Raw genomic sequence first — 15426 nt, 5'->3', positions numbered from 1 at the left:
TTTTTTTTTAAAAAATAATCCATTATTACACTATGAAACAAATCTACTCATTACTCTTTTTATTTGTTTTTACGGCAGGTTTTGCACAAGTACCTGCAGGATATTACAACAACGCAACAGGAAGTGGTTACACCTTGAAAACTCAATTATACAATATCATTAAGGATCATACCGTACAAGATTATGCAGGACTTTATGTCACCTACGAAACTTCGGATATCGATAAATACTATGAAAATGACAATTCTGTTTTAGATATGTATTCGGAAAATCCAGCAGGTGTTGATCCATACAATTACAGTATCACAGCTACTCAAAGATGTGGTAGTTACACTAATGAAGGTGATTGTTATAATAGAGAACACATTATACCGCAATCTGTATTTAATAAGGAATCCCCAATGGTTTCTGATGCTCATTTTATTGTACCTACAGATGGAAAGGTGAACGGAATCAGATCCAACTACCCTCATTCAGTTGTTACTATTCCAACAGAAACTAGTCTTAATGGAAGTAAAATTGGAGCGAGTACAACAGCAGGTTATACAGGTCCAGTTTTTGAACCAATTGATGAGTTCAAAGGAGATATTGCCAGAATGTATTTTTACTTTGCCACACGTTATGAAAATAAAGTTGCCGGCTATAATTATGGCATGTTTAATAATTCTACTAACAAGGTGTTCACCACAGCTTTTTTAAATCAGCTGTTAGCTTGGCACAATCAAGACCCCGTAAGTCCAAGAGAAATAGCCCGTAACAATGCTATTTACACAAGACAAAATAACAGAAATCCTTATATCGACAAACCTGAATATGTGAGTGCTATTTGGAAAATTGAGACAGTCGATACAGAAGCCCCTACTGCTGCAACTAATCTAACAGTAACTACTACTGCATCAAACTCAGCTACTTTATCTTGGGGAGCCGCAAACGATAATGTTGCTGTTACCGGTTATGACCTATATGTAAACGGTACTTTAAAATCTACAGAAACTGGATTAAGTGCTACAGTAAACGGTTTAGCTGCATCTACTACTTATTCCTTTTATCTTGTAACAAGAGATGCTGAAAGAAATTCATCAGCGCCTAGCAACACAGTCACAGGAACTACTAAAGCGCCAGCTGCAGGAACAACTTCTTGTGCAGCTGAAGATTTTCAAACTATTCCTTCCAGTACAAGTTCTTATGCTACGCAAACATGGACTAACGCAGGAATTACATGGTCCGCGACTGATTCTCGTACCGATCAAACACTAAATTTAAGAGCAATAACAGTAAGAAATGGATCACTAACATCATCTGTTGTACCTAATGGCATCATGGATTTAACAGTTACTACTCAACTTACTTTTAGTGGATCAGCAGGGACTTTTAAACTTAATGTAAATGGAAATGAAGTTGGGTCTATACCTTATAGCACTACCGCAACTACAACAACAATATCTGGAATAAACGTAACTGGAAATGTAGTGATAAGCATAACTGGAAACAGTTCAACATCAAACCGCGTGAAATTTGACGATCTTTCTTGGACATGTGCTTCTACACTTGTGGTAAATGAATTAGACGGAAAAAGTTTCACTATCTATCCAAATCCATCGAATGGAAACGTAAAAATAAATTTTACTAATTCAATTGAAAAACGTACTGTTCAAGTCTTTTCAGTAGTAGGACAAAAAGTTTTTGAAAATGAATACAATAACAGTTCCTCTGCAATTATAACTAATCTTCCAATTGGAGGTTACATAGTTAAAGTGACAGAAAACTCAAAGTCACTATCTAAAAAATTAATTATAAATTAATCTTCAAAGTGAATTAATTATTAGAAAAAGCGGACAAAATTGCCGCTTTTTTTAGTGTTGCTCTAAATTCGATAACAAATAAATTATTTAAATTTTTAATAAAAAGCAACTGCCTAAAAACTTTGTAAACATCACTAATGGGAAGTCATATCAAGCTACTTTCATAACGGAGATAACTGCTTTGTAAGAATCACAAGAGTAGATTAGATAATTAAAAACACTTTTCTCAATGATTTAAAATGACAGTTAGTAAGTTGTTCACTCTTGGATAATCTGACGATTACATTTTGGACTATCAAAACTACTAATATTTCCTTTTTCATTAAAAATACATCTTACACCAATAAAACGAAATCTATGAATCCGTTTGTCCTCACATGCTGAATTTACAATATTAACAATCCCAAAATCAAACCATTTTGTTGAAATTCTGAATACGTACACTTCTTTTATAACCTCCAAAAAATCAATTAAAATCAAAAATAAGTAGTCTTATTTTTTTTAGTTTTTTATTTACTATTACCGCCTTATATGTCCGTTGACATACAAAACATCTGCAACTTTAAACAGGGTAGCTTTACTATTTTTTTGACATTACAAATTAAAACTGATTACTAAAATAATACTTTCTTCAATCTAAACCTTGACTTCTACTAGCTATATAATAGATCATTAGTCACTATATATTATTAAAAACCCCTTTTTAAAAAGTCGTTTTTTACGCTTGTTGTTGCTGTTTTTTTAGACTAAATTTGCACTGTAATACAACAAACTACACAACAATGATCCATTTCTTTGAAAACCAAAGCAACGCAATTTTTGCAGTACAAACGCAAGGCGAAATTTCGGCTCAAGATATTTCTAAACTGAACTGGCTTTTTGCCGACTCTCATAAAATTGAAAAATCCGTACTGACGGATTTTTTTGTTGGTCCCCGTGCCGCTATGATCACTCCTTGGAGTACTAATGCCGTTGAAATTACCCAAAATATGGCGATTTCAGGAATCATCAGGATTGAGGAATTTCATTATTCTACAGCTGCTGCCGCAGATTTTGATCCTATGCTTTCGCAAAAATACTCCGAGTTAAATCAAACGATTTTTACCATTGATATCGCACCAGAACCAATTTTAGATATTGATGATATTGCAGCATACAACAAACAAGAAGGACTGTCTTTAAGCCCTGAAGAAGTGAAATACCTTGATAACTTGGCTGTTAAAATAGGTAGAAAACTAACCGACTCTGAAATCTTTGGTTTCTCGCAAGCCAATTCAGAGCACTGTCGTCACAAGATTTTTAATGGGAAATTTGTTATCGATGGGGTCGAAAAAGAATCTTCTTTATTCAAAATGATTAAGAAAACATCGTTAGAAAACCCTAATGATATCGTTTCAGCCTATAAAGATAATGTGGCTTTTGTAAAAGGGCCTCGCGTCCAACAATTTGCTCCAAAAAGCGCAGACAAACCTGACTTTTATCAAGTAACAGAATTTGATTCGGTTATTTCCTTAAAAGCAGAAACACATAATTTCCCAACCACTGTAGAACCTTTCAACGGCGCCGCGACCGGTTCAGGAGGGGAAATTCGGGATCGTTTAGCAGGTGGACAAGGTTCATTACCTATGGCAGGAACGGCCGTTTTCATGACTTCCTATTCTCGATTAGAAGAAAACAGACCTTGGGAAAACGGAATGGCCGAAAGAAAATGGCTGTACCAAACTCCGATGGATATTTTAATCAAAGCCTCTAACGGAGCCTCTGATTTTGGAAACAAATTCGGACAACCGCTTATTACAGGTTCTGTTCTGACTTTTGAACACGAAGAAGATGCTCGCAAATTAGGTTTCGACAAAGTAATTATGCAAGCGGGGGGAATTGGTTACGGAAAATTAGAGCAAGCCATTAAGAAAATACCACAAACGGGAGATAAAATCGTTATCCTAGGTGGAGAAAATTATAGAATCGGAATGGGCGGAGCTGCGGTTTCTTCTGCAGATACAGGTGCTTTTAGCTCTGGTATCGAATTAAATGCCATCCAACGTTCGAACCCAGAAATGCAAAAAAGAGTTGCTAATGCCATTCGTGGATTAGTAGAAAGCAATGAAAACCCCATCGTATCCATTCACGATCACGGTGCTGGAGGACACTTAAACTGTCTATCAGAACTAGTAGAAGATACTGGAGGTTTAATTGACCTGGACAAATTACCTGTGGGTGACCCTACCCTTTCGGCAAAAGAAATCATCGGTAACGAGTCTCAAGAAAGAATGGGATTAGTTATTGGTCAAAAAGACATTGATACCTTACAAAAAATTGCTGATAGAGAGCGCGCACCAATGTACCAAATAGGTGACGTGACGGGAGACCATCGTTTTACTTTCGAATACAAAAACGTACGGGGGCTAAGCCAATGGTATTTTGCTTTGGAAGACTTTTTTGGAAGTTCTCCAAAAGTGGTCATGACGGATACGACCATCGACAGAAAATATGCTGATTTAAATTATTCAATAGATAAGATTTCAACTTATTTAGAGCAAGTGCTTCAATTAGAAGCAGTAGCTTGTAAAGACTGGTTGACAAATAAAGTAGACCGTTGTGTGGGTGGTAAAGTAGCCAAACAACAAACTGCAGGTCCATTGCAATTGCCGTTGAATAACTGTGGTGTAATGGCTTTGGATTATAATGGAAAAGAGGGAATTGCCACTTCTATCGGGCATTCGCCCGTGGCCGCTTTGCTTGATCCTGTTGCAGGAAGTAGAACCGCCATTGCTGAGGCATTATCGAATATTGTTTGGGCGCCTATCAAAGACGGCTTGGACGGAATTTCACTGTCGGCAAACTGGATGTGGGCTTGTAAAAACGAAGGCGAAGATGCTCGTTTGTATGCCGCAGTAGAAAGTTGTTCGAATTTTGCAATCGAATTGGGGATCAACATTCCAACAGGCAAAGATTCCCTTTCAATGAAACAAAAATATCCAAATGACGAAGTAATTGCGCCGGGAACGGTTATCATTACTGCAGGAGGAAATTGTACTGATGTTAAAAAAGTGGTAGAACCTGTACTTCAAAAAGACGGTGGTTCAATATATTATATTAATTTATCGCAAGATGAGTACAAACTAGGTGGTTCTTCATTTGCACAAACATTGAACACAATAGGTAAAGACGCACCAACAATTAAAGATGCTGCCTTTTTCAAAAGAGCTTTCAATACTATTCAGGAATTAATATTGGAAGACAATATTCTTGCAGGACACGACATAGGAAGTGGTGGTTTAATTACAACTTTATTAGAAATGTGTTTTGCCAATAACAATTTAGGAGCTACAATTGATTTCTCTGTTTTCGAAGAAAAAGACATGATTAAATATTTGTTTGCAGAGAATATCGGAATTGTGTTCCAAGCTAAAAATGATGCCATTCTTGAAGATAAATTAAATAAAAATGAAGTTGAATTTTTCAAAATAGGAACAGTTCGATCTTCTGGAATTTTAGACCTTGGAGATTTAAAGTTGAATGTTGCGAGTTTGCGAGACACTTGGTTTAAAACCTCATTTTTATTAGACCATAAGCAATCTAAAAATGGAACCGCACAAGCGCGTTTTGATAATTACAAAAACCAACCTTTAAAATACACTTTCCCAACGCATTTTACAGGAAAAAAGCCAGTAATCGACAGATCTACACCACGTCCAAAAGCAGCTATTATCCGTGAAAAAGGAAGCAACTCGGAACGCGAAATGGCAAACGCCATGTTCCTTGCTGGTTTTGATGTAAAAGACGTTCACATGACCGATTTGATTTCAGGTCGTGAGACATTAGAAGACATTCAATTTATTGGAGCTGTAGGTGGATTCTCAAATTCGGATGTATTAGGTTCAGCCAAAGGTTGGGCGGGAGCTTTTAAATACAACGAAAAAGCAAATACAGCCTTGAAAAACTTCTTCAAACGGGAAGATACTCTGTCAGTAGGAATTTGTAACGGTTGTCAGTTGTTTATGGAACTGGAAGTAATTAATCCAGAGCATGAAATACATGGAAAAATGTTGCACAACGAAAGTCACAAACACGAAAGCATCTTTACTTCGGTAACGGTACAAGAAAATAAATCAGTGATGCTGTCTTCATTAGCAGGAAGCACTTTAGGCGTTTGGGTTTCACATGGAGAAGGTAAATTCAACTTGCCTATGGGCGAAGAAAATTACAATATCGTGGCTAAATACGGGTATGAAGGTTATCCGGCAAATCCGAATGGTTCTGATTTCAACACCGCCATGTTATGTGACACTTCAGGTCGTCACCTTGTAATGATGCCACACATCGAGCGTTCTACATTTCAATGGAATTGGGCGCATTATCCAAAGGATAGAAACGACGAAGTTTCCCCTTGGCATGAAGCCTTTGTAAATGCAAAAAAATGGATTGACAAAAAATAAAGTTTAGTTACTTATTTAAGAAAAGCGTTCTCAAAAGAGAGCGCTTTTCTTATTGGATTAAATTATAGTGCTTTGTGCGTGACCACAAGGGTCAGGCTATACGCTACAATCTCTCTCGTCTATTTTTAACAACGAGACGAGAGAGGATTTCCGCTGCTATCCTTCACGCAAAAAAAAGGGGTCTAATTCAACATAATTCAAACCTTTTATTAATCATTTAAGATAGCGATACTCTTTGTCAAAGTTTAAAACTTTGACAAAGAGTATGATGAATCCAGCAAATAAGTTTGTATTAAACACAACAATAACGTGAATTATTGATAGTTTAAGTCATGGATAGCAACCCGAATAAAATATAATATTACACCGTTATAGTATCAACTATTGCAGTAACTGGTCGTATGGCATTCGTGTTTTCGATAGTAGGACCTGCAACCCAAACCGTTTTATAAGTAACTTCAGTTGCCGCTTTAGTAACAGCATTGGAACCCATTACGTATCGAATCATCTTTACCCACTTTTTCAAGGTTTTATTTTTATTTAAAGTACTTTCTAACCACGTTTGTTTCGTACCCACTTTTTGAATGTAAGGTGTGTTAATCACTGTACATGGCGTCCCTGATATTTTCTCCGTCAGAACAATATCTTTGGCTCCATAATCAACACAGGCTTGTTTGTATTCCTCTGACACCCCCGACTCAAATGAGGCTATAAAAGGGCTCCCTACAGATACCCCAACTGCACCATAACTTAACATTTTGTCTAAACCCGATTTAGTACTCACCCCACCAGCAGAAATAACAGGTAACCCGGTATTCAAATTCAGCTCTTTAATCAATTCTTCAGGAGCCAGATTTCCCCTATGCCCTCCAGCCAAGTTGTTCACTGCTATTAAGGCGTCAGCACCCAAGCTTTCCACTTTTTTGGCGAAAGCCAAATCAGTAACATCGCAAAAAACTTTAATTCCCACTTTATGTGCTGCCTTAATGGTTTCTTCTGGTGATCCTAAGGAAGTGATGATAAAATCTACTTTTTCGGCGCATAAAACTTCCAATTGATCCTTGTATTTGATATTTGATTTGTTCACGATTAAATTATAACCGAAACTACCTCCTTTCACTTTAGCTGCCTTAAGTTCAATAATGGAAGCGCGCAATTCCTCTAATGTGCGATAATTTAAGGCTGGTATGCAACCCGCCACACCCGATTTCATTCCTTCAATTACCATTTTAGTATTTGAAACCAAAAACATAGGGGCAATTATCAGTGGTTGATCAATATTTAAAAGGGAAGTTAACGTAGGCTTTATCATTACTTTAAGTTTTAATTCGAGCAAATATAGCTAAATATACTATGCACGCCTACTATTTACAAAGTAAAACAAAAGCAATAATTCAAGCAGAAATAACCTATTTCAACGAAAAAATTAATACTAGCTCTACGGGAATTAATCTATGTTAACTTCAGCGTTATCCATAAAAATTTCAGGTTCCCTTATGGTTAACCAATAATCGGCAACGATACTTAAAACAACATCCTTTAGACCGATTAAAGAACTCTCAATTTGATATTCTTCGTCTTTAATTACCTCAATAAGCATTTCATTCACTTTTCTGATTTTTTCTGAATTTGTCATCTTGTTTTTTATTTAGTTGCTAACTCATAGTGTCAATAAAAACCTGAAAATTCCTCAGTAGTAGTGCCTAAATTTATCCATAGCGCCTACTTGAGGAATGCCTAAACTTTCATTCTTTGATCGCTAAAGGTAAATGAAACGACTGTTTAAGACAATACCCACTTTTAGTGATATTTAAATAAAAAAGCTCAGTTTAGAAAAGAAAGAGGATTAGCTCATACTTTTATAAAACGAATTAATGAGTATCGAACTCGGGCAGCGCTTGGTTACTTACAGTAACGCAAAATTAGAAATCGAATCTGTTCTTGATGTCATTATTCGAACCTATCAAACTACTTCTACGGACAGCAAAATTAGAATTTATAAAGTCGTGCAAAAAGCTATTTATTATTCCAGCTATACGTAATAATTAATCATAGGTTTATTATTTACAATACTTATCTACAGCTTCTCTTAATTACTATTCCGTTGATTAATGAACTTATAATTGCATCTTTGATCAAAATCAAATGTAGGTTTAGTCTTAATTTCAGTTGCTTTTACCTACTAAAATCTTTGACAAACTAGCTAAGTTGTTTTTTTACAATACTTTGCAGCTATTTATATTTAGAAATTACGGAATACTTTTTTTATTTTAGTAAAAAAAATGGCTGCTATTTCTTTCACAGACTGGGTCGGTTATTTGGCATCATTAATATTGATGATTTCATTTTTGATGAAAAATTTCAATACATTCCGTATAATAAATTCAATCGGAGCAATAGTTTTTATCATTTACGGGATTATGCTAGCTATCTCTTGGCCTATTATCATAACGAATGCCTTTATTTTAGGAGTGAATATCTACTATCTAACCAAGCACTATCTAAATTCTGACCGCAGGCAAACGTAATTTGGCTTCACTGTATTTTAGATGGAACTATTCTTGCGTTACTTTTAAAAATAGAGAAACCTTCTCTAAAAGATGGCCTCTATTAACTTTCATAGAAAAATATAATTTTTCTATCTGCTATTTATTTTTTATTGTGGCTCGTCATTATACTACTTTATTTCATCGTTAATCATCCCCTCCCTATTAAAAGTGTTAGTAAAGGAACTGGCGTGACAATTTTTTTTACCGTCCCATTTTCTCGTCATGTTACAATTCCATCAGGAGTTTACTAATCTAGCGTCTCCAATTTCATAATTTAAATAATCAGGATACCCAGGTACATACTTTAATGTCAAATTGTTGTATCCTTTTTTAATCTAATTCTTTCATTTGGTCCAGTACCAGACATATTTCATCTCGAGCCGTATTACTATTTATAAAGCTTGCCTTTTTGCTATAAAACCAATCGGCTTTTCCTTGCTTTTTGTTTTCAAATGTTGGAACCATTACCCTTACTTTGTTACTATAGTCATCATGATTGCATCTAATTCTGTTTTTTATGACACTAAAACTATCGCTAACTTCATTTCTAACACCTGCGTTTGAATACTTCATTATTGATTTTATTTTGTTCCCTTTATTGACTACGAATAATCATTGCATGGGCTTGTCCGTATCTAGGCCAGTTCTTCTGTGCACCCCCTTTACCATTTTCCCAAGTCTGTGTACCCGAATAAAGCCTTTTTATCGGTCATTGGTAGGTTCTAATGTGTCGAAATAAGAACCTGACGAACATTTGATACTCTCATAATCTATATTATCTTTTAAGTTTTCGACACTTTTTAAAAAAGAAGCTTTATCACTCCCTTCCTCTTCTTTATTGCTGCCGTCAAAAAAGTTTAATTTATCAGCTAAATAGCCAGCAACCTTATTCTCGTTTCCACGAACAAAGGCTTTATTCATGACTTGAACTGTAGTGATAGCAGGTCAATCAACAGGAATAGTACAGTTAGCCTCCTTTTGTGCTTATTTGACGAAACTTTCCCCACAATAACCGTTATTACTGCTTTTTTCATTTTATTCATCATCTTAGTTAGTATTATCTTGTACCGATACAAAAACAACCAACTGCCTGACATATCTGCAAATGCTAGTTTTAACCCAAAAACGCTTTGAAAAGGCAGAATAGTACCCCAAAATTTCTTTAAAGCTACAATCTATGTTTTAGAGAATTACTTCAAAGGATTGCAGTACTCAAAACCTCGGCCTTTCTAGGTACTTTATATTAATTTAGAGATCATCAAACCTTTAAAAAAATAAAAATGACTAATTATACAAAAGAAACGACGTACGCTTAGAGAAGAAGTGAAATGAACTATGGACGGGGCAATACTATTCTTTTAGAATATTAAATTATGTAAATTATGTTAAGTAATGTAAATAAAAAAGTATTTATTATTTTATTTTAACTATTTCGTAATAACATTAAACATTCTATCATGACATCTGTAACTCGAATTTTCGATTTTCCGTATAATCAGCTAGAAAAACACACTTCAATACCAGATGCTTTTGTAACAAAGAAAAATAGCGTTTGGGAAAAAACTGCAACTGAAGAATTTATTTAGAAAGCCAATGCTATCTCCAGGGCACTCTTGCGAATGGAAATTCAGAAAGACAATAAAATCGCGATGATTTCTACTAACAACAAAACGGAATGGAGTATTATGGACATTGGTATTCTGCAGACGGGTGCCATAAATGTACCCATCTACCCTACAATCACGGTAGAAGATTACGCCTATGTACTGAATAATTCTGGTGCAACTTAGTGTTTTGTATATGATCTGGCAGTACTTCAAAAACTAAATTCAATACGAGATAAAGTTCCAACTCTAAAAGAAGTGTACTGCTTCGATGAAATAGAGGGCTGTATAAATTGGTCAGAATTACTTCTTCGTGGAAAAAACCAAAGCGAACAAAATAAACTTGAAGAAAGAAAGGAAAAAGTACTACCGCAAGATTTGGCTACTATTATCCACACTTCCGGAACAACCGGAACACCAAAAGGGGTTATGCTATCACATCAGAATCTTGTTTCTAATGTCCACGGTATTGTTCATTTAATTCCGTTCCCCGCCGGAAAAGGAAAAGCGCTGAGCTTTCTAACTGTCTGTCATATTTTTGAATGAACTGCTTTATATCTATATCTATATTATGGTTTTTCCGTTTATTTTGGGGAATCCATAGAAAAAATAAGTGATAATCTTAAAGAAGTAAAACCAACAATGATTACCGCAGTACCACGACTTGTAGAAAAGGTATATGATAAAATTGATGCCAAAGGAAAGGAACTGACCGGAATCAAAAAGAAGCTTTTCTTTTGGGCTATAGCTTTAGGCTTGCAATTTGAGCCCTTCGGCACCAACGATTTATGGTATGAATTGCAACTTAAAGTCGCACGCCAATTAATTTTCAGCAAATGGAAAGAAGGATTAAGTGGGAATCTCGAACTCATAGTTACGGGTAGGGCTGCCTTGCAGCCAAGGTTAACGCGTATTTTTGCAGCAGCAGAAATTCCAATGTTGGAGGGCTATGGTTTAACAGAAACCTCTCCAGTAATTTCAGCAAATAATTTAAAAAATAAAGGCTTCAGACTAGGAACGATAGGGAAATTAATTGAGTTTGTAGCACTTAAAATTGCCGAAGACGGAGATATACTTTGCAAAGGACCTAACGTGATGATGGGTTATTTTAAAGAAGAAAAGCTACCTAATGAAGTCCTTATTGACAGTTATTTCCATACCGGCGACATTGGAACCTAAGAAAAAGACGGCTTCTTAAAAATCACGGGACGCAAGAAAGAAATATTCAAAACCTCTGGAGGAAAGTATATAGCCCCACAATTAATAGAAAACACAATGAAACAATCCCGTTTTATAGAACAGATTATGGTCATAGGAGAAGGCCAAAAAATGCCGGTAGCATTTATTCAACTTAATTTTGAATTCCTCAGAGAATGGGCTGCTATCCATAAAATGGATATTGGAAAAACCAACATCGAAAATGTGGTTCATGAAAAAGTATTGGAACGTATTCAAAGGGATATTGACAGTTTGAATGAAAAGTTTGGAAGTTGGGAAAAAATTAAACGATTTGAATTGACGTCAGATGTTTGGTCGATTGATGGCGGACAATTGACTCCTACACTGAAACTCCAAAGAAAAATTATCAAAGAGCTCTACAAGGATCAGTACCAGAAAATATGCAGTTATTTACTGACTTTTAAATTTAAAAATACTAACATTTACTACGTGAAATAATAGCAAGATGAAAAATAAACGGATATATTTAGTGGTATTGCGCTTTAAATCAGCTTTAAGAGTACAAAAATACCTAAACGTTGCGCTATAAAGACCTGAAGGTAATCATTGTTAAGAAAAGGGCAGCGATCACTTCTGACACTCTTTTTACTTATAATCAAGCTTTTAAACTCCGTTTGAAGAAATCGTTTTCGTAAAATGCTAATAAATCAGTAATAATATTTAAATAATAGATTTTAAAATCGAAGTTATTGTCATTTTTTATTTAATTTGCGACAAAATTCAACCTTCGAATTATGACGCCAATAACCAGACTCTTTGATTTTCCTTATTATCAACAAGATAAATACACTTCAATTCCCGATGCTTTAAATACCAAACAGAATGGAGTTTGGATAAAAACGTCTACACAAGAATATATTGCTCAAGCCAATGCAGTTTCGAGAGCGCTCTTGCAAATGGGTATTAAAAAAAACGATAAAATCGCCATTATTTCTTCCAGCAACAGAACGGAGTGGAATATTATGGATATTGGTATTCTACAAACTGGAGCACAAAACATCCCCATTTATCCAACAATTACAGAACATGATTATGAATACATCTTGAACCACTCAGAGGCTATATATTGTTTTGTGTCTGATGCGGAAATACTTCAAAAGGTAAATTTAATAAAAGATAAAGTTCCCAATCTAAAAGAAGTCTTTTCTTTTGACCATATTGAAGGGTGTAAAAACTGGAAAGAACTACTCACTCTTGGTGAAAACCAAGACAATCAAAATGATGTTGAAAACAGCAAAAGTCTGGTAAAACCTGATGATTTAGCCACTATCATTTATACATCGGGGACAACTGGACGACCGAAAGGCGTAATGCTTTCTCACGACAATATTGTATCTGACGTACTCAACAGCTCAAAAAGGATTCCATTTGAAGCTGGAAAAAGTACGGCATTAAGCTTTCTTCCTGTTTGTCATATTTTTGAAAGAATGATATTATATTTACACCAATACTATGGTGTTTCGATTTATTTTGGCGAATCTATTGAGAAAATTAGTGATAACATAAAAGAAGTAAAGCCCACGGTAATAACAGTCGTTCCAAGACTTATTGAAAAAGTATATGATAAAATATTCGCCAAAGGAGCAGAATTAACAGGGATTAAAAAGAAATTGTTCTTTTGGGCAATTGAACTGGGATTAGTATACGAACCTTATGGTGCAAATGGGCTATGGTATGAAATGCAACTTAAAATTGCTCGGAAATTAATTTTTAGTAAATGGAAAGAAGGATTGGGCGGCAACTTAGATTTAATGGTTTCTGGAAGTGCTGCGTTACAACCTAGATTAACACGCATATTTGCTGCAGCCGGAATACCTGTAATGGAAGGATACGGTTTAACCGAAACTTCACCCGTTATATCAGTAAATGATGTGAGAAATGGAGGTTTCAGAGTTGGAACCGTTGGAAAAGTAATTGATAATGTAGAAGTTAAAATTGCCCAAGACGGAGAGATCCTTTGTAAAGGACCTAATGTAATGATAGGGTATTATAAAGACGAAAAATTAACAAGCGAAGTCATTGTTGATGGTTATTTCCATACCGGTGATATAGGAGTTTTTGATGAAGACGGTTTCTTAAAAATTACGGACCGTAAGAAAGAAATCTTCAAAACTTCCGGAGGAAAATATATTGCACCGCAACTTATTGAAAACACGATGAAGCAATCTCGCTTCATAGCGGAAATTATGGTGATAGGGGACGGACAAAAAATGCCAGGAGCATTCATACAACTTGATTTTAATTTCATTAAAGAATGGGCCGTTATCCATAAGATAGACGTAGGAAACACTAATGAGGCAATTGTTTCAAACGACAAGGTAATTGCAAGAATTCAGGAAGAAATTGATCTATTAAATAAAAAATTTGGTAATTGGGAAAAAATCAAGCGTTTTGAACTGACACCCGATGTTTGGTCGATTGAAGGTGGTCAGCTGACACCAACACTTAAGCTAAAAAGAAAATTAGTTATGGAAAAATACATTGATTTATTCCATAAAATCTACAATTAGTACATCCCTCTATCTTTATAATTATAACTAATAAATACAGTAATCATGAAACTAAAAATCCTGTTTTATTCTCTATTAAGTATTTTATTATTTTCCAATTGTGCACAAAAGAAAGGGGAGGATTCAATTAAAGCAAACTATTTAGATTTTTCTAAACGCGACGATCAGTTTACGGGAGGCATCAAAATGATCCCGATTACTACACCAAAAGGCACCTTTAAAGTGTGGACAAAGACCGTAGGTAATAACCCTAAAATTAAGGTACTATTACTTCATGGTGGACCTGGATTAACGCACGAATTATACGAATGTTTTGACGGTTACTTTCCGAACGAAAGTATAGAATACATTTATTACGATCAATTAGGATCCTACTACAGTGATCAGCCTGATGATGACAGTTTATGGACGAACGAACGCTTCGTTGAGGAAGTTGAACAAGTCCGAATCGCATTAGGTGCTGACAGTTCGAACTTTTATGTTTTAGGTCAATCCTGGGGCGGTATCCTGGCTATGGAGTATGCTCTAAAATACCAAAAAAATCTAAAAGGGTTGATTATATCCAATATGATGGCTAGCATTCCGGAATACAATACCTATGCACAAGAAGTTCTTGCTCCACAAATGGACTCTACAATATTGAAAGAACTGCAGGAAATGGAGAAAAATGACGATTTTGATAATCCAAAGTATATCGAACTGCTTTTCAAATATTATTATACAGAACACATTCTGAGAAAACCATTGGAAGAATGGCCGGAATCCATTAACCGCTGTTTCGAGCACATCAACCCTAATGTCTATGTTTTTATGCAAGGGCATAGTGAATTTGGCATTACCGGAAATGCGTCACTTAAAAATTGGGATGTAAAAGACAGACTAAAAACAATAACTGTACCTACATTGGCAATCGGTTCTAAATATGATACAATGGATCCGGCGCACATGAAATGGATAGCTAACGAAGTCCAAAACGGACGGTTTCTATTTTGCCCAAACGGAAGTCATCTTTCACAATATGATGACCAAAAAACATATTTTACTGGTCTAATAAAGTTTTTAAAAGACGTGGACAGCGGTACTTTTAAAAAAGGATAAAACAAATAGTACCGCTAACTTTTCCAACCCTCCTGCATATAGCAGCTTTTTTTTCGGTATATAAGAAATACCCGGTCAATCCTACTATTTTAAGTCGCACTTTTCTATCGACTATTCGGATTTTTTTTTTCGTTTTCTACTGCTTTATTAATTATTTTTATTCCTATCGATATTCTTATAATAGA

At 35.2% G+C, this 15426-nt stretch carries 9 protein-coding genes and 1 pseudogene; 6 read left to right on the top strand and 4 right to left on the bottom strand.

Annotation, left to right across the window (positions count from 1 at the left end; genetic code table 11):
• The first annotated feature begins 32 nt into the window (after window positions 1-32).
• Complete coding sequence (locus A3SG_RS0114030) at window positions 33-1802, top strand: endonuclease (protein WP_016990644.1); 1770 nt, start codon at window positions 33-35, stop codon at window positions 1800-1802.
• A gap of 782 nt (window positions 1803-2584) precedes the next feature.
• Entirely contained in the window at window positions 2585-6241 is a 3657-nt protein-coding gene (gene purL, locus A3SG_RS0114020) for a phosphoribosylformylglycinamidine synthase (RefSeq protein WP_016990642.1), read from the top strand.
• A 361-nt stretch (window positions 6242-6602) separates the two neighbouring features.
• Here the strand turns inward: purL and A3SG_RS0114015 are convergent, their stop codons facing one another.
• Entirely contained in the window at window positions 6603-7553 is a 951-nt protein-coding gene (locus tag A3SG_RS0114015; RefSeq protein ID WP_016990641.1) for an NAD(P)H-dependent flavin oxidoreductase, read from the bottom strand.
• A 135-nt stretch (window positions 7554-7688) separates the two neighbouring features.
• Window positions 7689-7877, bottom strand: coding sequence for a hypothetical protein (locus tag A3SG_RS0114005; RefSeq protein WP_016990639.1), 189 nt, complete (start codon window positions 7875-7877; stop codon window positions 7689-7691).
• A gap of 238 nt (window positions 7878-8115) precedes the next feature.
• Between A3SG_RS0114005 and A3SG_RS21665 the strand changes: the two genes are divergently transcribed.
• The gene (locus tag A3SG_RS21665) at window positions 8116-8283 is read left to right on the top strand and encodes a hypothetical protein (protein ID WP_016990638.1); all 168 of its coding nucleotides are present in this window, start codon (window positions 8116-8118) and stop codon (window positions 8281-8283) included.
• A gap of 837 nt (window positions 8284-9120) precedes the next feature.
• Here the strand turns inward: A3SG_RS21665 and A3SG_RS0113990 are convergent.
• Together A3SG_RS0113990 and A3SG_RS0113985 are read right to left on the bottom strand one after the other, a co-directional pair.
• A complete protein-coding gene (locus tag A3SG_RS0113990) occupies window positions 9121-9363 on the bottom strand; it encodes a hypothetical protein (RefSeq protein WP_016990636.1) in 243 nt (80 codons plus the stop codon).
• A 129-nt stretch (window positions 9364-9492) separates the two neighbouring features.
• Complete coding sequence (locus A3SG_RS0113985; protein ID WP_016990635.1) at window positions 9493-9711, bottom strand: hypothetical protein; 219 nt, start codon at window positions 9709-9711, stop codon at window positions 9493-9495.
• 536 nt (window positions 9712-10247) lie between these two features.
• Between A3SG_RS0113985 and A3SG_RS19960 the strand changes: the two are divergent.
• The 3 genes and pseudogenes from A3SG_RS19960 (at window position 10248) to A3SG_RS0113945 (ending at window position 15241) form a co-directional block, all read left to right on the top strand.
• Window positions 10248-12071: pseudogene (locus A3SG_RS19960) on the top strand (AMP-dependent synthetase/ligase).
• A gap of 296 nt (window positions 12072-12367) precedes the next feature.
• The gene (locus A3SG_RS0113950) at window positions 12368-14143 is read left to right on the top strand and encodes an AMP-dependent synthetase/ligase (RefSeq protein ID WP_016990628.1); all 1776 of its coding nucleotides are present in this window, start codon (window positions 12368-12370) and stop codon (window positions 14141-14143) included.
• 45 nt (window positions 14144-14188) lie between these two features.
• Window positions 14189-15241: a proline iminopeptidase-family hydrolase gene (locus A3SG_RS0113945; protein WP_016990627.1), complete on the top strand. Its 1053-nt coding sequence runs from the start codon at window positions 14189-14191 to the stop codon at window positions 15239-15241.
• Window positions 15242-15426 lie beyond the last annotated feature (185 nt).

The sequence above is a fragment of the Flavobacterium sp. ACAM 123 genome, assembly GCF_000264055.1.
Classification (GTDB): Bacteria; Bacteroidota; Bacteroidia; order Flavobacteriales; family Flavobacteriaceae; genus Flavobacterium.
This window is presented reverse-complemented; position numbering and strand designations above follow the sequence as displayed.